The sequence below is a fragment of the Saccharopolyspora endophytica genome (assembly GCF_018070075.1).
Classification (GTDB): Bacteria; Actinomycetota; Actinomycetes; order Mycobacteriales; family Pseudonocardiaceae; genus Saccharopolyspora; species Saccharopolyspora endophytica.
The window spans coordinates 36441-54183 of sequence record NZ_JAGPXE010000008.1 but is presented as its reverse complement, the minus strand read 5'-3'; the positions used below and the strand labels follow the sequence as shown (position 1 = coordinate 54183).

The window sequence follows — 17743 nt, the reverse complement described above, 5'->3', positions numbered from 1 at the left end:
CCGACAGCGGTGGACCGGTGTACGACCCTGCCTCCCCAGACCTCCGCTCCTCGTCGTGCGCCGCTGGCGTGGGGAGCGGAGACGCGGGCCGCCCCGCTCCACCGCGCGGCCCGCCCTGACCGGGCGCGGACCGAACCCCCAGTCGGACCCCCGGTCAGCGGAAACGAGGCGGGACCCTGTTCCCCCGGGGTCCCGGCTCGTGAATCCCCAGTGGGGATTGAGCGGGCCGGACGGAGTGATTCCCCCCAACCTCCGATCCGGCCCGTTCACCTTCAGCGCCGAAATGCGCGGCCGCTTCCCGAAAAAGGGCGGATTCGCCGCTCAAGCGGGGGGTTCGATGCCTCGGATGTAGCCCTTGCCCGTGCACTGGGGGCAGGTGCGCCACTCGGCCATGGTCATGCCGGTCTGCATCTCCTCCGTCGCCTGGATCATGTACAGGCGCGGATCGCTGATCTTCTTGAGGCCGCCGCAGGTGAAGCACAGGGCGTTGGGCCCGTTGGCCTCGATACCGGCGTCGTCGCCACCCTCGTCCGACATGGGGTTGATCCTCACACGGGCGGCCCGCCACCTCGCTGTCGGCCCGGGGTTTCCCGGCAGTAGGGGCAGCGCCCCAAGGCCATCACCGTGGACACCTCGCCGGTGTCGAGCGCCAGGAACCGCCGGGCCACCTTGATGTTGCCCGTGCCGCTGCACCCTCGGCATTCCGAGTCCTCTTCCTCGGACATCCGCGCTCACCTCCGTCGCTCCGACGCTACCTCCGGGTGGTTCACCCCGTCGATTTCGTCAACCAACGGTTGACGAATCGGCGAACGTCAACCTATGGTTGACGCATGACGGACAAGCGGCAGATCCCGGGAACCATCCGACTGGACGACCTCATCGAGGGGATCAAGAAGGCCAACGACGACGCGCTCTCCCAGCTGGAAGGGGCGGTCATCGTCGCGGACCACCTCGGCGAGCTCGCCGACCACCTCATCGGCCACTTCGTCGACCAGGCCCGCCGGTCCGGCGCGTCCTGGACCGACATCGGGCACAGCATGGGAGTGTCGAAGCAGGCCGCGCAGAAGCGCTTCGTGGCCAAGGGCTCTGACGACCCCGGCCTCGACTCCGGCGCCGGTTTCAGCAAGTTCACCCCACGCGCGCGCAACGTCGTCGTGCTCTCGCAGGGAGCCGCGCACGAGGCCCGCAACGACGAGATCCGGGTGGAGCACCTGGTCCTCGGCCTGCTCGGCGAGCCGGAGGCCGTGGCCGCCAAGGTGATCCAGGCCCAGGGCGCCGACCTCGAGGCCGTCCGCGAGGCCGCCGCGGCCGCGCTTCCCGACGGCGTCGAGACCATGCCCGCGCTGATCCCCTTCGACGCCTCCGCGAAGAAGGTCCTGGAACTGACCCTCCGCGAGGCCCTGCGGCTCGGCCACAACTACGTCGGCACCGAGCACGTCCTGCTCGCGCTGCTGGAGCACGAGGACGGCGACGGCCTCCTGTCCGGCTTCGGCATCGACAAGCGGACGTCCGAATCCCGGATCACCGCCATCGTCGAGGAGATCGTGCGCCGGCAGCCCTGAAGCTGGGCCGTTCGGCCGCTTGTTCTCCTCCGCAGGCCGGGTGAGGCTACGCGGTGGAGGGGCGATGTGGGTTTTGCGCGTGATCGGCACCCTGGTGTCGGCAGGTCTGCTGGTCGTCGCGGGACTGGCGCTGCAGCCGACCGAGACCGTGTCGTTGCCGATCATCGACCCGGTGCCGCAACCCGCACCTGAACCGCCGCCGCCACCGCCACCGCCGCCCGGACCTCCGGTGCTCGCGGTCAAGATCGACAACGCCCCGCAGGCGCGCCCGCACACCGGGACCGGTGCCGCCGACGTGATCTACGTCGAACCGGTCGAGGCCGGGATCAGCCGCTTGATCGGCATCTTCGCCTCGCGCACACCGCCCGTGGTCGGTCCGGTGCGCAGCGCTCGGCAGACCGACCTGCGCCTGCTTCCCCAGTTCGGCAGACCCACGCTCGCCTTCTCCGGCGCCGCGCCGGAACTGCTGCCCGAGATCGGGCGGTCCTCGGTCAACAACGCCTCGCAGCAGACGGTTCCCGGTGCCTTCTACCGGGGTTCGGGCGTGGCTCCGCACAACCTGTTCGCCCGGACCGACCGGCTGCCGCTCGGCGCCGGCTGGTCGCCGGCCTCGCCGCTGGTGTTCGGACCCGCCCCGGCGGCCGGCGGGGTGCCCACCGGCCACGAGGAGATCGCCTACCGCTTCGCGCGCGTCGGCTTCGACTGGGACGGCGGGCGCTGGCTGGTGTCGATGGACGGGCGGCCCTACGTGACCACCGACAGCGGCCGCGGGGCCGCGAGCACCGTTGTGCTGCAAGAGGTCCCGGTCTTCAGCTCACCGTTCCAGGACGTGTCGGGCAACGTCTCGCCGTTCGCCGAGACCGTCGGCGGCGGGCGGGCCGTGGTGCTGCGCGACGGGCTGAAGTTCAACGCCCACTGGAACCGCCCGGCGCCGGAAGCGGGCACGTCGTTCACCACCGAGGCGGGGGAGCCGATGTCGTTCGCGCCCGGCCAGGTGTGGGTCGTGCTCGTGCCGAAGGCCCCGTGAGCGCGCGACGAACGCCACATCGCCCGCCCCTGTCGGTGTCAGTCGCTACTCTCGGATTACATGAGCGATCGCCGTTTGCTGCTGGTTCACGCCCATCCCGATGACGAGGCCACCGGGACCGGCGCCACCATGGCCCGCTACAGCGCCGAAGGCGCCACCGTCAGCCTCGTGACCTGCACCAGCGGAGAACTGGGCGAGGTCATCGACGACGGCCTCGCGCACCTGCGCGACAACCCCCAGGCGCTCGGGGAGTACCGGCGCGGCGAGATCGAGCGCGCCCTGGTCGAGCTCGGCGACATCCGCCAGCACTGGCTGGGCGGCCCCGGCCGCTTCCACGACAGCGGCATGGCCGGGGAGGAGTCCAACAACGCCGAGGGTGCCTTCGCCACCGCCGACCCGGCCGAGGTGACCCGCGCGATGGTCGCGGTCCTGCGCGCCGAGCGCCCGCAGGTGGCCGTCACCTACGACCAGAACGGCGGCTACGGCCACCCCGACCACATCGCCGCCCACAAGGCGCTCATGGGTGCCCTCGGCCCCGCCGCCGACCCGGACTACGAGCCGGACCTCGGCGAGGCGTGGGACGTTCCCAAGGTGTACTGGACGGCGATGCCGCGCTCGCTGCTCAAGCGCGCCGTCGACGAGGGCCTGCTGTCCGAGGAGGCGGTCGCCGCCTTCGAGCCGAGCACCGTCCCCGACGAAGACCTGACCACGCAGATCGACGGTCGCGAGTTCCACGCCAACAAGCTCGCGGCCCTGCGCACCTACCGCAGCCAGGTCAACATCGATGACGACGGCTTCTTCGCGAAGATGGTCAACGACCCCGAGTTCGGCCGCGAGCACTACCTGCTGGTCCGAGGTGAGCGGGGACCGGGCGAAGGTCCCTTCGACTGGGAGACCGATCTGTTCTCCGGCCTCGGCTAGGAGCTGTTCGGGAGTTCGGCGGAGCCGGTGTTCCCGGTTCCGCCACTGGCACCGCCGAGCAGAGCCGCTCCTAACCGGCGGCGAGCCGGGATCGGTCGGGTGGGGCGGCGGGCCGCGGCCACGGGCCGAGGTCGGGCAGGTCGCCGGTGGGCAGCCGCTGGGCGGGCCGCCCGGCCAGCCACGCCGCCAAATCCTGCGCCCTGCCGGTGATCTCGGTGTCGGCCACGGCGCTGATCTCACCGGCGGCGGACCAGCGGCGCGGGCCGTCGGTCTGCCGCAGCGCGACACCCGCCGGCAGGCGGGGCAGCAGGAATTCGATGGTGTGGTGGCAGAACTCCTCGGTCCACTCCTGCGGTCCCACGCCCAGGTCCAGGTCCACCAGGTGGATCCACACCTCGCGCCAGCGCATCAGCACGATCTCGGACAGCTCGCCGTTGCGGAAGCGCACCGGGCGCTCCCAGTCGGCGGGGGAGGCGTGCGACCACACGGCTTCCAGCACGCCGATGTGGCGGTTCAGGCCGTCGTGGTGGGAGAAGGCGTTCCCGCCCGACAGCCCTTCGATGATGGCGTCGCGCTCGGCCTGCCCGCCTTCGTAGGCGTCGACGAGTTCGCCGTTCAGCGCCAGCGAGCAGACCCGTGCGAAGGCCCGGGCGTTGTCGGTCAGATGTGCCAGCACGTGCCCGCGGGACCAACCCGGTAGGAGCGAGGGGGCGGCCACCTGCTCATCGGTGAGCATGGCGGTGAGGCCGAGCAGCCGCCGGTGGCCCTCTGCAACAGCTTTCAACGGAGGCATCACGCGGCGTGATCCTAGGGGCGGATCGGGGATTTGAAACCACCTCGGCTCGATCGGTACCCGAAAGAGGCTACTGGGACGGTTATCAAACCGTGTTGTCGCGAAACAGGATTCGTGCGTTCTGCGGTGTCGAAGATCCTCTTCGGATTGTTTGATCTGCGAAAGATCAAGCAGCTGAGAAGAGGAGGGTGCGCGTGGCGAAGCGACGCGTGCGATTACGCAGAGCGCTGGCCGTCGCGGCGAGTGCGCTGGTCACGGGGACCGCCGTGGTCGCGGGTACGTCGGTGGCGCAGGCATCACCGGTGTCCTGGGGACCGTGCGACCGGGCCGCGCTCGACGAAGTTCCGATCACCGAACGGCATCTGTTCAGCTGCGCGAAGTACCCGGTCCCGGTCGATCACGCCGATCCCGGCGGGGGAACCGTCGACATCGCGATGATGCGCCGGGCCGCGACCGAGCAAACCGGACGAATCGGCTCGTTGTTCCTCAACCCCGGTGGCCCCGGCGGTGCCGGGTTCGACATGCCGGTCGGCGCCGTGGACCGCTTCGACCCGGCCGTGCTGAAGCGCTTCGACATCATCGGGTTCGACCCGCGCGGCATCGACCGCAGCACCCGGATGCGCTGCTTCGGCAACGCCGAGCAGGCGGAGAAGGTGCTGGGCCGCATGTCGTCGGTGCCGGTCACCGGCGAGCAGATCAGCAGCACCGTGGACGCCTACGGCGATTACGGCGACGCCTGCGCGAAGAACGCGGGCGAGCTGCAGCGGCACATGAGCACCGCCGACGTCGCTCGCGACCTGGACCTGATGCGCGCCGGAGTCGGCGACGACCAGCTCAACTTCGTCGGCTTCTCCTACGGAACGCTGCTCGGCGCGACCTACGTCGCCACGTTCCCGGAGCGCAGCCGCGCGATCGTGCTCGACGGCAACGTCGACCCGGCGCTGCGCACCACCGACGGCGTGCAGCACGACCGGGAGCGCGCGGGTGGTTTCGAGCTCGCGCTGGACGGTTTCCTCCAGCGCTGCGCCGCTGAGGCGAGCAAGTGCGCGTTCGGTGAAGGCGACGTGCGGGCGAAGTTCGACGAGATCCGCGACGTCCTGCGGCGGGGTCCGATCACCATGCCCGACGGCTCGAAGATCGCCCTGGACCAGTTCACCGACGGCGTCAGCAGCGCGCTGTACGACCCGGAGCGGTTCCGGCAGCTGGCCGGCGATCTGCAGGCCCTGCACCTGCAGCTGCATCCCCGGGCGGGGCTGATCCCCGACCTGCTGCGGGTGCTGCACCTGCCCTCCGGCAAGCACCGCTTCGACGGTGGCGCTGAGGAGTCCTACGTCGACGACTCGTACTTCGCGGTCAACTGCACCGACAAGCCGTTCCCGAAGGCGCCGGAGCGGGTTCCGGCCATCGCCGCGCAGTGGGAGGCCGAGTTGCCGACCTTCGGCCGCACCCAGGCGTTCAGCGATCTCGCCGGCTGCTCGCAGTGGCCGCCGACCAGCCCCGACGTGCACCGCGGTCCGTGGGAGAACCGGGCGGCCCACCCGGTGCTGCTGTTCGGCAACTTCTACGACCCTGCGACGCGGTACGAGTTCTCCCGGCGGATGGAGAAGGAGTTGGGCAACGCGCGACTGGTCAGCGTCGACGCCTTCGGGCACTGCATCCTCGGCGACAGCTCCTGCGCCGACAGCCGCGCCGCCGACTACCTGATCAACCTGCGCGTCCCGCGGCCCGGCGAGGTCTGCCAACCGGACGAGCAGCCGTTCTGACCTCCGGGTCGTGGCAGGAACCAGACGAGGCCGTCGCTCCGAGGAGAAGGAGCGACGGCCTCGCATTGGTAGGGGTCGATGCGCCGGTCGCCTCTCGGCGATAGGCGCGACGCGGCTCCAGCCGGACGGTATTCCGCGAAGGCGGTTGATGAGGCCCGGGGACACGGAACGCATCGACCAACGGGTTCAACGGGCCGGGCCGCGGTGTTGTTCCGGGCTCCTGCGGTGACCCCGCTCTCATCGCTCCGGCGCATTCGACTTTGCGGGACGCCGAAAAGCGCGTTTGGTGAAATGGAAATAGAAATTCCTCCGCGCCCCGCGCTTTTACGATTCCGATGCTTTCGGTAAGGTCATCTTCGATTGAAGGGGAGTAGTCCGCGAATTCGCGGTCGACATGATGGTGCGCCGTTCTCGCACCCGGTCGCGAGCCTTGCGTTCGAGGTGGGCGAGACCTTCGGAATTGCTGGAAGGTGTGTCTCACCATGCTCGGTAGTGTTGCCTTGAGCTCCGCTGCCATTTTCGTGGCAGAACTCGGGGACAAGTCGCAATTGATGGCGATGACGTTCGCCACCCGATATCGGTGGTGGCAGGTGCTGCTCGGCATCACCGTCGCCACCACTGCCGTGCACGCCATTTCGGTGGCGCTCGGATTCGGTCTCGGCGAACTGCTGCCGACCGAGTGGATCGCGCTGATCGCCGGGATCGCCTTCCTGTTCTTCGCGGCCTGGACGCTGCGCGGCGACCACCTCACCGAGGACGAGGAGCGCAAGGCCAACCGCCGGTTCGGCTCCGCGGTGATGGTCGTGACGCTGGCGTTCTTCCTCGCCGAGCTCGGTGACAAGACGATGCTCGCGACCGTGACCCTCGCCACCCACCACGACTGGCTCGGCACCTGGATCGGTTCGACGATCGGGATGGTGCTGGCCGACGCGCTGGCGATCGGCGTCGGGCTGCTGCTCGGGCGTCACCTTCCGGAGAAGGCCGTCCGCTACGGCGCCACAGCTCTGTTCGTCCTCTTCGGCGGCTGGCTGATCATCGACTCCCTCATCGCGCTGAACGGGTGATCGGCGATACGCCGGGCAACCCGTGACTCCGCGCAGCGGTGTTCGTTAGCGGGGTGAGCACGGCGAGAGGACCCGCGATGACCTGGATGATCTACGGCGCGAACGGCTTCACCGGACGATTGGTGGCCGATCTGGCGGTCGAGCGCGGCGAACGCCCGGTGGTCGCCGGCCGCGACCCGGGCAAGGTGGCCGCCTTCGCCGCCCCGCGCGGACTGGAATCGCGGATCTTCGACCTCTCCGAACCGGCGCGGGTCGCCGAGATGCTGCACGACATCGACGTCGTCGCGCACTGCGCCGGGCCGTTCTCGGCGACCTCGGCGCCGATGGTCGAGGCGTGCCTGCGATCGGGCACCCACTACCTGGACATCACCGGGGAGATCGACGTCTTCGAATCGATCTTCGCCCGCGACGCCGAGGCCCGCGACGCCGGTGTGGTGCTGCTGCCCGGCGCCGGGTTCGACGTGGTGCCCACCGACTGCCTCGCCGCCATGGTCTCCGCCGAGCTCCCCGGCGCCACCAGCCTCGACCTGGCCTTTCAGGCGGGCGGGCGGATCAGCCCCGGCACGCTCAAGAGCGCGCTGGAGGGCGCCGCGCTCGGCGGACGCGCCCGCGTCGACGGCGAGCTGCGCACCGTTCCGCTGGCGTGGCGGCGTCGCGAGGTGGCGTTCCCGTCCGGACCGCGCCAGGTGACCTCGCTGCCCTGGGGAGACGTGGCGACCGCCTACCGCAGCACCGGCATCGGCACGATCACGACGTTCACGCGGCTGCCGATCCCCGACCTCGGCGACGGGCTCGGGAAGATCAGCCAGTCGGTGCTGGGGTCGTCCCCCGTTCAGAAGGCGGGCAAGGCCGCGATTGGTGCCTTCGTCAAGGGGCCGGGGAAGGGGATCCGCTCGCACAGCTGGGTCGAGGTCTACGCCGAAGCCACCGACGACGCGGGGCGCTCGGTGTCGGCCGCCCTGATCGGGCCGGACACCTACGACATGACCGCCGACTCGGTGCTCCGCGCGGTTCACGCCCTCGCGGCCGACTCCCCGGCCCCGGGAGCGCACACCCCGTCGACCGCCTTCGGCCGGGACTTCATCCGCCGCCTGCACGGGGTCAAGATCATCGAACCCGCCTGAGGCGCGACCCGCTCAGTGCGAGAGCGGCCGGAGCATGCCGGGGTGGGGTTCCTCGTTGTGCAGGAACTCCAGGTAGGGGCCTTCGCCGGTGGGCGGGCGCAAGGAGGCGAACTCGCCGTGCTCGGCGATGATGTCGTAGTCGAGCTCCTCGGCCCACGCCCTGGCCTGCTCGCGGGGGTCGGTGGTCTCCACGACCACTGCGGCCAGCGGACCGGTGAAGGCGTAGACCTTGCGCGGTTCCAGGACGCACAGCTCGTTGCCCTCGACGTCGGCCATCACCACCCACGGGACCTCGGTGCTCTGCCCGATGTCGGCGAACCGCGCGCCGTGGTTGAACAGGCGTTCCACGAGGTGGGTCTGGTCGCCGTGCGACTCGCTGCGCAGGTCCAGGTGCACGTCGTTCTGCCTGCTCTTGGGCTCGGACGCGGGCACGAACCGCAGCGGGACGCCAGGCCCGTCGGGCCGCACCTCCGTCTCACCCACCATGTTCCAGCCGAGCACCTCGGCCCACCAGCGCGCCAGCCACTCCGGCTCCTGCGCAGCGAACTCCACCACCAACGGCATACCGGGAAACTACCCGAAACGGGCGCCGAAGCCGCGCCGGAAAACGGTTGGCACCCGAGCGGTCGATCGTCGAGGCTGGAGGCATGGAGATCAGGGAGGCCGCAGCGGCTGATTGGGATGCGATCTGGCCGTTCATGCGGAAGATCGTGGTTGCGGGGGAGACGTTCTCGTGGGAGCGGGACCTCGACGAGGAGCGAGCCCGGGAGCGGTGGTTCCCGGCTCCGCCGTGGCGGACCGTGGTGGCCGTCGAGGACGGCCGGGTGCTGGGAACGGCGATCTCCGGTCCGAACCGGGAGGGGCCGGGCGCGCACGTGGCGACCGCGAGCTTCATGGTCGACCCGGACACCGGCGGACGCGGTGTCGGCCGCGCCCTGGGGCGTCACGTGCTGGAGCGGGCCGAGGCGGACGGATTCCGAGCGATGCAGTTCAACGCCGTCGTCGAGACCAACACCCGCGCCGTCGAGCTGTGGAAGTCCCTCGGCATGGAGATCGCCACGACCCTCCCCGAAGCCTTCCACCACCCGACCCAGGGCTACGTCGGCCTCCACGTCATGTACCGGCGCTTCTGACACCGAGCAAGAAGTCCGCTGGGTTCGGGCGTGTCCGCGCAGGTCAGGGTGGTGGCGTTCGAATTTCGCGCGAATTTCGAATCGGCCGGGTCAGAGGCCGTTGCGGAGGTCGGTGAGGAGGGGCTGGAGGGTCTGCTCCTCCTCGATGGCCCTGGACGTGGTGGACATGAGGTCGGCGAGCTGCGGGTCCCACGGTGTGGGGACGGGGCTGCCGATGAGGTTCGGGAGGTCCATGCGGTCCTGGGCCGCTCGGTCGAGGGCCGCGCGGTAGTCGTCGCCGGACATGCGCCACGGGATGGCGCCGTGGCGTTGGGCCGTGAGGGCGGCGGCGATGCCCGGCCAGTCGAAGTCGGTGTGCACGTGCAGGACGGCGCCGTCGCCGGACAACCGGTCGAGCAGTTCGCGGGCCGTCGTCGAGGGCAGGCCCGACAGGCAGATCACCGGGTGGCGCAGGCCCTCCCGGACGGCCGCCTCCAGGACGCGGGGGTGCTCGCAGACCGCGATCGCCGTCCCGTCCGCGACCAGGCTGGCCGGGGCGGCGTCCAGGTCCAGGTGCGTCAGGTGCACCGGCAGTCCCAGTTCGGTGCGGGTGCGGACGCCCGCCGACCAGGCGTCGTCGCCGAAGACCGGCAGCGCCCAGGTCAGCACCGTGGACGACACGGCGTCGGGAGCGACGCCGCAGCGCTCCCAGAGGGCCCTGCGGTCGCGTTCGTTGCCGGGAGGGTCGATGCCCTGCGCCAGGGCGGCGGCCTTGAGCACGACCCTGCTCAGCGCGGTCCCGTCGTCCAGCGAGTGCGGGAACCCGGTCCGCCCCGCCAGCGCCGCCCGCGAGGTCCAGGAGCGCGGCGGTTCGGTCAGCGACATCGCCGTCAGCACCCGGGCGGCGGCGTGCGTGATGCCGGTCAGCTCGGACTCGGCGATCCGCCCGTACTGCCGCACCCACCGCAACCACGGCACCGCCCAGGACGCGCCCGCGAGCCCGTGCTCGTCGAGCACCGGCAGCAGCTCGTCGGCCGTCTCCGGCGCGGGCTCGGCCACCGCGACCGAGCCGTGCAGCGCCTCGATCACCTGGGAGAGCCCGACGCCGAACCGGTTCCGCAGCGCTTCGTCCAGTTTGGACACGCTGATCCGGGTGCCCTCGCCCCACATCGGGCGCCCGTAGAGCTCGCCGACCGCCGCGCGGGTGGCATCGTCGGGCAGCTCCAGCCGGAACGTCGGCTTCGACCCCGCCATCGCCTCCCGCGCAGCCGCCCACAGGCCCTGCAACTCCGCGACGTCGAGCGCGTCCCTGACCTCGTCCATGCCCGCCACGGCGAACCTCCGATCGATTTCCCGGTCAGGCGTTCGGACGCTGCAGGTCCGTGCCCGTCCAGGTGGTGTGCGTGGTCGCGATGCCGTGGCCGCTGCGCGGGCGCAGCACGTCGTAGATGTGCATCTTCGGGATCTTCGGCGACACGCCCCAGCCGCTGGGCCAGGTGATCAGCCAGTCCATGTCCAGATCCACCAGCAGGCCCAGCATCCGCGCGATCGTCGGGTCGTCGAGCCGCTCGAACGCCTCGTCCAGCAGCACCAGGCGCAGCGGACCGCGCCCGTCCGAGGCCACGCTGACCGCGTCGTAGAACGCCGCCGCGGCCGCGAACAGCGTCACGTACGAGATCAGCCGGGTCTCGCCGGAGGACAGCTGCCGCAGGCGGCGGACGCGGGGCTTGCTGTCCGGTCCCGTGTCGCGCACCCGCACCGTGAAGGCGAACCACGACCGGTAGTCCAGCGCCCGCGACAGGATCTCCGCGTAGCCGCCGGAGGCGCTGTCGCGCTCCGACTCGATGAGGTCGGTGAACACCCGGCGCAGCAACGCGTCCTGGTCATCGCTGCGGTTCGCGAACGGCGTGCGCACCAGATCGATGGCCTGCTTGATGTCGTCGCCCAGCGCCGCCGACGGCTGCCAGTCCAGCTGGACGTGCACGCCCTGGCTGGACCGGGCGCCGTCGAGGACCTCGTTCATGCGGTTGCACAGGTCCTCGGCGATGGTCATCTGCCCGCGCAACCGCTCCGCCAGGTCCCGGATCAGGTAGTCCGCGAAGATCGACTGGTAGCGCTCGTTGAGGTAACCGCGCTGCTCGCCGAGCCGCTCGGACACCCGGCGCGCGGCCTCGGCGACCGGCTGCGGGCCCTCCTCGCCGGTGACGGTCACGGTGAGCAGGCCGTGCTGGTCGGAGGCGGTGATGTCGTAGTTGCCGCTGAGCGAGTGCTGCAGGGTCTGCAACCGGTTGAGCACCGTCGATTCCGTCGAGCCCTTGCGGTCGGAACCGGCCAGCAGCTCCGCGGCCTCCTCCGGCTCGCCGGGCACCTCCTCGGCGACGTCGGCCGCGGTCCACAGGCCCGGGATGCCCAGCGCCTGGCGGAAAGCGGTGGTCGCCGACTCGGCGTCCTGCTCGCGTCCGGCCAGCTGCGCCTGCTTGTTCTCCAGCTGCGTTTCCAGCCGGGCCGCGGCCTCGCGCAGGGTGCTGATCCGCTCGCGCTCCTGCGGCAGCCGCTCGCGCAGCTCGGCCCGCTCGCGCTCGAAACCGCTGACCTTGTCGGCGACTTCCTGCGCCGCGCCGCCGACCGCCGAGGTCAGCTCGGTGAGACCGCCCGCCTGCTCGGCGTATTCGGCGCACCGGCGCTCGGCCTGCGACTCGGCCTCCATCCGGTCGGCCACGGCGACGTCGTGGTGCAGCGAGATCTCGCGCAGGTCGGCCAGCGTCGGCAGGCAGCGCGACTCGATGGCCTCGCGCAGCGCGTCGATGCCCGAACGCGCCTCCACGGCCGCCCGGTGCGCCGCGTCGAGCGCCTGCGTCTCGGCGGGCAGCCCGGCCTCACCGGCAGAGCGGACCAGCTCGGACTGCGAGGCCTGCCAGCGCTGCTCGATCTCCAGGTGCTGCTCGCGCAGCTGCACGACCTGGCGTTCGGCGTCCTCCGCGGTCTCGATCGCGGTCGTCAGCTTCGCCTGCGCGGTCAGCAGCTCGCCGTCGTCGGGGAAGACCTCCAGGTGCTGCTCCAGCGCGGCGGCGTGCTCGCCGGTCTCGCGCTGGCGCCGCTCGGCCTCGCCGATCGCCTCGCGCAACCGGGCCAGCTCGTCCTCCAGCTCGGCGATCCGGCGGGACCGGGCGTCCTCCCGCGCACCGGCACCGACGTACTCGGCGGCGTCCTTGCGCCACGTCCCGCTCAGGACACCGGCCTTCCAGGAACCGTCGGTGGACACCGACAGTCCCGTGCCACCGCCGGTCGACACCGTCGCCAGCAGCCCGGCGACCCGCTCGCGGGGCACCGGCGAATCCGCCACGGCGGCGGGGGAGAGCAGCGCCGCGAGCGTCCCCCCGGTCGTGGGATCGACCGGAGCCGCCGGGGCCGCCAGCAGGTCGGCGAGACCGGGCACCTGACCGTCGGCGGTGACCCAGGCGTTGAGCAGCCCGCTGGACTGCAACGCGGCCTCCAGGCCCGCGCGGTCGGCGTCGCTCAGCGACGGGGCGAAGTCGACCAGCTCGTAGAAGGCCCGGCCCTGCGACGGATCGCGCTCGCCCTCGGCCCAGACGGGCAGCTCCGGGCGGCGCTCGTGACCGGCGCGCAGCTCGGCGAGTTCGCCCTCGCGCATGCGGTTCTCGGCGCGCAGCTCGGTGATCTCCTGCTCCACCGCCGACACCGCGCGCCGCGCCTCGTGCAGCTGGGGGCGCGCCCACTGCCGGGCCTGCTCGCGGGCCTTGCGGCTGGCGGCCCGGTCGTTGATCAGGTCCTCCACGTTCGGCGGTTCCGGCGCCGGTTCCTCGGACGCGGCGGGCCACTCGGTGGCCCACTTGCGGGCCAGCTCCACCCACACCGCGGCGGCGTCGGCGAGCTCCTGCTGCGCCTGGTTGCGGCGGCCGGCGGCCTCGGTCGAGGTCAGCTGCGACTGCCGGGCGTTGCGCTGGAGCTCGGCCACCTGCGCCTGCTCGGCGTCGAGCTCGCGGGCCTGCTGGTGCAGCGCGAGCGTCAGCGCGGCGCGCTCCCGGGCCTCGGTGGCGGCTTGCGCGGAACTTCCCACCACGGCGCGGAACTGGGCCGCCAGCGCGTCGGCGTCCAGCTGCGGCGGCTGGTAGCGGTCCACATCGGTCGGTTCGGCGTCCGGTTCCGGTGAGGTGCGCACGGAATCGGACTCGGAGACCAGCTCGGCGGCCGGAACCGGCGGTGGTTGCGGCACGCCCGCGCCGCCCAACCCCGCGGTGCCCAGCTGCTGCCCGGCGCGGGTCGCGGCCTGCCCGGCGGCCTCGGCGTCACCGACGAGCCTGCGCAGCACGCCCAGGACCGACTCCGCCGACCGCGTCTCCTGCGCCCGGTGCCGGGTCGCCGTGTCGAGCGCGGAAACCGCTGCGGCGCGCGAGCTCTCGACGAGCTTCTCCCGGTCGCGCAGGTTCTGCAGCTCCGAGTAGGCCGGGTGGGAGCGCAGCGCGTCGATGCTCGACTCCAGCTCGCTCTCGCGCTGCTCCAGCTCGGCGATGGTGCGCTGCGCGGTCTCCCGGTCCTCGCGCTTGCCGGTGAACTGCTTGTCCAGGCTCGCGAGCTCCTTGCGCAGCGACGCCAGCTTCTGCTGCGCGGTGCGCATGGCCTCCGCGCGGTCGCGCAGCGCGCCGAACGCGTAACCGGAGTAGGTCGACAGGAACGCCGTCAGCGCCTTGTCCGCGCCGGTGAGCCGGACGATGTTCTCGCGGATCGACTCCAGGTCGTCGAACGAGGTCGCCAGCCGCTCGATCAGGCCCGCGTCCAGCGGCGGCAGCGCGTCGGACAGGATCTGCTCCAGCTGCCCTTCCAGCACCTTCAGACCCACGTCGGGGTTGCGCAGCGTGCGCTGCAGGTGCAGCAGATCGCCGTAGCGGGCGGCCGGAACGCCGTAGACCGTGGCCGCGACCTTCGCGCGGAACGACTGGTCGTCGAGCACGCAGTCCGCGCCCAGCAGCTCCCGCAGCTGAGCGGCGCCCAGCGGAACCCGGTCCGCGCCCACCAGGTGCAGGTTGATGCCGACCCGGCGGCTGGTGATGAACCGCCACGAGTCGCTGATCGACTGCGACGTCTTCGACGCCTTCACGCCGAGCCCGCAGGTGAGGAATTCCTCGCCGCCCTCGGGGGTTTCGCGGCGCAGCTCGATCCAGGCGTAGCCGATGCGGTTGGGTCCCCCCGGGTACTCGTCGAGCATCAGCCGCCGGATGCTGACCGTGTCGAAGCCCTTGGAACCCAGCTGCCGCAGGTCGCCGTCGAGGCACAGCGGCAGCAGCAGCTCCAGGGTCCGGGACTTGCCGGAACCGTTGGTGCCCTGGAAGATCGCGCGCCCGCCGTCGAGGTCGAACGTCGTCTCGGCGTACTGCCAGATGTTGACGATCCCGCCGCGGTGCAGTCGCCACCGGTTGGCGGTCTCCGCAACGGCCGCTTCGGTGTTGTGTGCGCTCAACGGGCCGCCTCTTCCATCTCGTCGAACAATGACCAGCCCGGTGCTTCGGGCGCAGGTGGTTCGGATTCGCGCTGCTGCTGCGCCGGTGTCGCGTCCGGCTGCGGGAGCCAGCGGTGCGCCGCCGGGCTGAGCAGCCACGATCCCTCGGACTCGCGCAGCAGGCCGAGCCTGCCCAGCAGGTCGATGACCGAGCGCACCAGGTCCTGGTGGTCCTCGGTGGCCGCCCGCGACCACGCCGACGGGTACGCCTCGACCAGGTCCTGGCAGACGTCGGCGAAGTCCTGCCAGCCCACCGGATGCCTGCCCGCCGAGTCCGGCTCGCCCCGGTCCAGCAGCTCCGGCAGGGCCAGCAGCGCGATGCGCGCCACCGTGCCGGGGCCGGGGAAGGCGAGGTCGGTGAGGTAGTCCTCCGGATCGCACACCACGACGCCCTCGGCGCGGGCCTCGCCGACCAGGCCGAAGAACCGCTCCAGCAGGCGGGATTCGTTGATGACGTGCTCGCGCAGCCAGGTCGCCTGCTCCGGCGGCAGGTCCGCGTAGAGCACCACCGGGTCCTCGATCAGCTTGCGCCGCACCGCGTGCTCGGTCCGGCGCGGGCCCGCCGCCGAGGCCAGCTCCACCAGCTGCTGCGGGTCGCTCGCCTCCGCCAGCGGCCCGGCTACCAGCTGGCCGAGCATGTCGGTGTCGATGGTGATCAGCGCCTCGGCGGTGGACTCGGCGGTCACCGAGCCCTCGGTCTCGGTGATCACGCCCAGCGCGACCAGGTGCCGGAGCGCGGCGGTCAGCGCGCGCCGGTCGGCCGGGTCGTCGGCGATCTCGATGCCGGCTTCGGACGCCGCCGCGCGCACGTCGCTGACCAGCCGCGACAGCAGCACCTGGCGGCCGATGCCGGTCAGCGCGGCCAGGGTGAGCGCGAAGTAGGCGTAGCCGCGCGGGCTCAGCGACTCCACGCCGCGCCCGGCGTCCTCGCCCGGACCCGACTTGTACAGCCGCGCGAATCGGCGCTCCACCACCAGCCGGTAGCCCAGCAGCCCGGAGAAGACGTCCTGCAGCGCGGTCCGCTGGCGGTAGATCATCGGCAGCAGGTCGCCGTCGGGGCCGTCGGCCCGCAGCAGCGGCCTGCGCAGCAGCACTCGGGCGCAGCGCACCACGTTCGCCGCGTCGATGTCGGGGAGCTCTTCGAACGTCGAGATCATCGGGCGGCTCCTCGGGCAGGTGCCTCGGGATCGGGCAGTCCGCCGTCACCGGCCAGTTCCAGGACCGTGTCGCGCAGCGTCAACTCGCCTGCGGCGCTGCTGATCCGGGTGTCCTGACCGGGTTCGGGGCGGATGGTCACGCGCAGCCGGTGCACCGGGTCCAGCGCCGTGCCCTTGTCGTCGGAGTCGTCGCGCTGCGCCATCGCCAGCGTCAGCAGCTCGCACAGCACGCCCAGCGCGTCCGGTGACAGCGTCCGCTCGCCGACGCGGGCACCGGCCTCGGCGAGCTCGGCCACCGCCGCGCTGCGCTGCTGATCGGCCTGGCGGGCCTGCTGCAGCAGCGTTTCCTCGGTCATCGGGTCGTCGAGCACCCGCGAGGTGCGGCCGCGCGCGCCGCGGTCGCCGCGGCTGCGGACGCTGACCGTCACGTCCTGCACCGGGCCGTCGCGCCACGGCACCTTGTCGTTGTCGGAGTCGTAGTCCGGGGCGGGCTGCAGGTGCCGCGCGGAGTGCAGGCCGAACGCCGCCGCGTAGAGCCGGTGCGAGGTGCTCTCGTCGGCGCGGTCGAACCACTTCGCCAGCTTCAGCAGCTCGCCGCGCCTGCCGGGAACCAGGCCGCCGCCGGAGGTGGCCCGCTTGACGCTGGCCAGCAGCGAACCGATGGCGCGCGCGGTCGCCTCGCGCAGCGCGGCGACCTGGCTGGGGCGGCCGGGGGCGTCGACGAACCAGTCCGTCAGCTCCTGCCAGTCGGCCGGGGTGCGCCCGCGCGCCCGCTCGACGTCGGTGCCCAGCTGGTCGGCGGGGCCGAGCAGCCGCAGCAGCTCGCCGCGCACGCCGGTCAGCCCGGCCAGCGAACCGGCGATGGTCTCGGTGTGCCGCAGCACGTCCTCCACGACCATCTGGATGTACTCGACCAGCAGGTTCCGGAACCCGGAGATCTCGTCGGGCGCGAGCTGGTGGCGGGTGACGACCTGGCCGAGGTACGCGTAGAAGTCGCGGACCGTGGCGGCGAGCTCGGCGTGCTGCAGGAACACCGTGGTGACCTGCTCCGCCAGCCGCTCGCGGGCCTGCCGCGCGGGTTTGGTGCTCGGGTCGTGGCGCTCGGCGGCCAGCGCGTCCGACAGGGCCTTGCCGATGCCGGCCAGACCCCGGTCGATCGCGGGCAGCAGCTCGCGGGAGACCTCGCGGGCGCCTTCGGGCACCCGCAGCAGCGCGTCGACGTCCCGCTGGACGCGGACGGCGAGCTTGCTGACCTGGTACCGGACGCTGCCGTGCTGGAACTCGGCGATGCTGGAGGCGATCGTCTCCCGGCGGCCGACGACCAGGTTGCCCCACTTGACGAGCTGCTTGAGCCGGTCGATCACGGTGTCCACATCGGACTCGCCGGCGGCGACCCGGCCCTCGCGCTCGGCCGCGGCCAGCGCGGCGGCTACCTCACCGGCCGACAGGTCCGCCAGCAGCGTCGAGGTGAACAGCCGCATGATCGCCAGGTAGGTGCGGTGCTCCGGGGCCTGCAGGTAGACGAACAGCTGCAGGCGCTGGGCGTCGTCCAGCGGCGTCTCGGCAGCAGGCGGCGGCACGTCGGTCGCGTTTCCCGCGACACCGGCGCGCAGCACATCGGCTTCGTGATCAGGGGCCGTCACGGTCCGCCACGATATCCCGTCGCCCGGACACAGCCGGTCACCTGGGATGCAGTGATCGGTCA

General features: G+C 71.9%; 15 protein-coding genes. 7 read left to right on the top strand and 8 right to left on the bottom strand.

Annotation, left to right across the window (positions count from 1 at the left end; all coding sequences use genetic code 11):
- Positions 1 to 321 precede the first annotated feature (321 nt).
- Both KBO27_RS19055 and KBO27_RS19050 read right to left on the bottom strand, forming a co-directional pair.
- On the bottom strand, positions 322 to 537 hold the full coding sequence (locus tag KBO27_RS19055; protein ID WP_132626080.1) for a hypothetical protein: 216 nt from the start codon (positions 535 to 537) through the stop codon (positions 322 to 324).
- A gap of 11 nt (positions 538 to 548) precedes the next feature.
- Positions 549 to 725: a hypothetical protein gene (locus KBO27_RS19050; RefSeq protein WP_165943724.1), complete on the bottom strand. Its 177-nt coding sequence runs from the start codon at positions 723 to 725 to the stop codon at positions 549 to 551.
- Between the two features lie 105 nt (positions 726 to 830).
- Between KBO27_RS19050 and KBO27_RS19045 the strand changes: the two genes are divergently transcribed.
- From KBO27_RS19045 to mshB, 3 genes are all read left to right on the top strand, one after another.
- Positions 831 to 1562 carry a Clp protease N-terminal domain-containing protein gene (locus KBO27_RS19045; protein WP_210971274.1) on the top strand — a complete coding sequence of 244 codons (732 nt, stop codon included), beginning with the start codon at positions 831 to 833 and terminating at the stop codon, positions 1560 to 1562.
- Between the two features lie 64 nt (positions 1563 to 1626).
- A complete protein-coding gene (locus KBO27_RS19040; protein WP_210971273.1) occupies positions 1627 to 2589 on the top strand; it encodes a DUF3048 domain-containing protein in 963 nt (320 codons plus the stop codon).
- 78 nt (positions 2590 to 2667) lie between these two features.
- Positions 2668 to 3510, top strand: a complete 843-nt coding sequence (mshB, locus tag KBO27_RS19035; RefSeq protein ID WP_210971468.1) for an N-acetyl-1-D-myo-inositol-2-amino-2-deoxy-alpha-D-glucopyranoside deacetylase — start codon at positions 2668 to 2670, stop codon at positions 3508 to 3510.
- Between the two features lie 70 nt (positions 3511 to 3580).
- Here mshB and KBO27_RS19030 read toward each other — a convergent pair whose 3' ends face one another.
- Positions 3581 to 4303: a maleylpyruvate isomerase family mycothiol-dependent enzyme gene (locus KBO27_RS19030; protein ID WP_210971467.1), complete on the bottom strand. Its 723-nt coding sequence runs from the start codon at positions 4301 to 4303 to the stop codon at positions 3581 to 3583.
- A gap of 194 nt (positions 4304 to 4497) precedes the next feature.
- On the opposite strand from KBO27_RS19030, the gene KBO27_RS19025 reads away from it, so the two are divergent.
- From KBO27_RS19025 to KBO27_RS19015, 3 genes are all read left to right on the top strand, one after another.
- Positions 4498 to 6066, top strand: coding sequence for an alpha/beta hydrolase (locus KBO27_RS19025; RefSeq protein WP_307870487.1), 1569 nt, complete (start codon positions 4498 to 4500; stop codon positions 6064 to 6066).
- Positions 6067 to 6548: 482 nt separating this feature from the next.
- On the top strand, positions 6549 to 7130 hold the full coding sequence (locus KBO27_RS19020; RefSeq protein ID WP_210971272.1) for a TMEM165/GDT1 family protein: 582 nt from the start codon (positions 6549 to 6551) through the stop codon (positions 7128 to 7130).
- A gap of 77 nt (positions 7131 to 7207) precedes the next feature.
- Positions 7208 to 8254: a saccharopine dehydrogenase family protein gene (locus tag KBO27_RS19015; RefSeq protein ID WP_210971271.1), complete on the top strand. Its 1047-nt coding sequence runs from the start codon at positions 7208 to 7210 to the stop codon at positions 8252 to 8254.
- A 12-nt stretch (positions 8255 to 8266) separates the two neighbouring features.
- On the opposite strand, the gene KBO27_RS19010 is transcribed toward KBO27_RS19015, so the two are convergent.
- Positions 8267 to 8818 (bottom strand): VOC family protein, encoded by a 552-nt coding sequence (locus KBO27_RS19010; RefSeq protein ID WP_210971270.1) that lies wholly within the window; start codon positions 8816 to 8818, stop codon positions 8267 to 8269.
- Positions 8819 to 8901: 83 nt separating this feature from the next.
- On the opposite strand from KBO27_RS19010, the gene KBO27_RS19005 reads away from it, so the two are divergent.
- Entirely contained in the window at positions 8902 to 9387 is a 486-nt protein-coding gene (locus KBO27_RS19005) for a GNAT family N-acetyltransferase (protein ID WP_210971269.1), read from the top strand.
- Positions 9388 to 9477: 90 nt separating this feature from the next.
- Here KBO27_RS19005 and KBO27_RS19000 read toward each other — a convergent pair whose 3' ends face one another.
- From KBO27_RS19000 to KBO27_RS18985, 4 genes are read right to left on the bottom strand one after another with little or no spacing between them, the layout of a single operon-like run.
- Positions 9478 to 10689 (bottom strand): DUF2399 domain-containing protein, encoded by a 1212-nt coding sequence (locus tag KBO27_RS19000; protein ID WP_210971268.1) that lies wholly within the window; start codon positions 10687 to 10689, stop codon positions 9478 to 9480.
- A gap of 34 nt (positions 10690 to 10723) precedes the next feature.
- Positions 10724 to 14842, bottom strand: coding sequence for a TIGR02680 family protein (locus KBO27_RS18995; RefSeq protein WP_210971267.1), 4119 nt, complete (start codon positions 14840 to 14842; stop codon positions 10724 to 10726).
- Positions 14839 to 16038, bottom strand: a complete 1200-nt coding sequence (locus KBO27_RS18990; RefSeq protein ID WP_210971266.1) for a TIGR02678 family protein — start codon at positions 16036 to 16038, stop codon at positions 14839 to 14841. The genes KBO27_RS18995 and KBO27_RS18990 overlap by 4 nt, the downstream gene beginning before the upstream one ends.
- A complete protein-coding gene (locus KBO27_RS18985) occupies positions 16035 to 17681 on the bottom strand; it encodes a TIGR02677 family protein (protein ID WP_210971265.1) in 1647 nt (548 codons plus the stop codon). Before KBO27_RS18985 ends, KBO27_RS18990 begins: the two co-directional genes overlap by 4 nt.
- Positions 17682 to 17743 lie beyond the last annotated feature (62 nt).

Bases quoted from the DNA above. Each gene is read 5' to 3' on its own strand.
- KBO27_RS19005 (WP_210971269.1), top strand. From the start codon at position 8,902: ATGGAGATCAGGGAGGCCGCAGCGGCTGATTGGGATGCGATCTGGCCG.
- KBO27_RS19000 (WP_210971268.1), bottom strand. From the start codon at position 10,689: ATGGACGAGGTCAGGGACGCGCTCGACGTCGCGGAGTTGCAGGGCCTG.
- KBO27_RS19015 (WP_210971271.1), top strand. From the start codon at position 7,208: ATGACCTGGATGATCTACGGCGCGAACGGCTTCACCGGACGATTGGTG.
- KBO27_RS19045 (WP_210971274.1), top strand. From the start codon at position 831: ATGACGGACAAGCGGCAGATCCCGGGAACCATCCGACTGGACGACCTC.
- KBO27_RS18990 (WP_210971266.1), bottom strand. From the start codon at position 16,038: ATGATCTCGACGTTCGAAGAGCTCCCCGACATCGACGCGGCGAACGTG.
- KBO27_RS19030 (WP_210971467.1), bottom strand. From the start codon at position 4,303: ATGCCTCCGTTGAAAGCTGTTGCAGAGGGCCACCGGCGGCTGCTCGGC.
- KBO27_RS19020 (WP_210971272.1), top strand. From the start codon at position 6,549: ATGCTCGGTAGTGTTGCCTTGAGCTCCGCTGCCATTTTCGTGGCAGAA.
- KBO27_RS19050 (WP_165943724.1), bottom strand. From the start codon at position 725: ATGTCCGAGGAAGAGGACTCGGAATGCCGAGGGTGCAGCGGCACGGGC.
- KBO27_RS19010 (WP_210971270.1), bottom strand. From the start codon at position 8,818: ATGCCGTTGGTGGTGGAGTTCGCTGCGCAGGAGCCGGAGTGGCTGGCG.
- KBO27_RS19040 (WP_210971273.1), top strand. From the start codon at position 1,627: ATGTGGGTTTTGCGCGTGATCGGCACCCTGGTGTCGGCAGGTCTGCTG.
- KBO27_RS19055 (WP_132626080.1), bottom strand. From the start codon at position 537: ATGTCGGACGAGGGTGGCGACGACGCCGGTATCGAGGCCAACGGGCCC.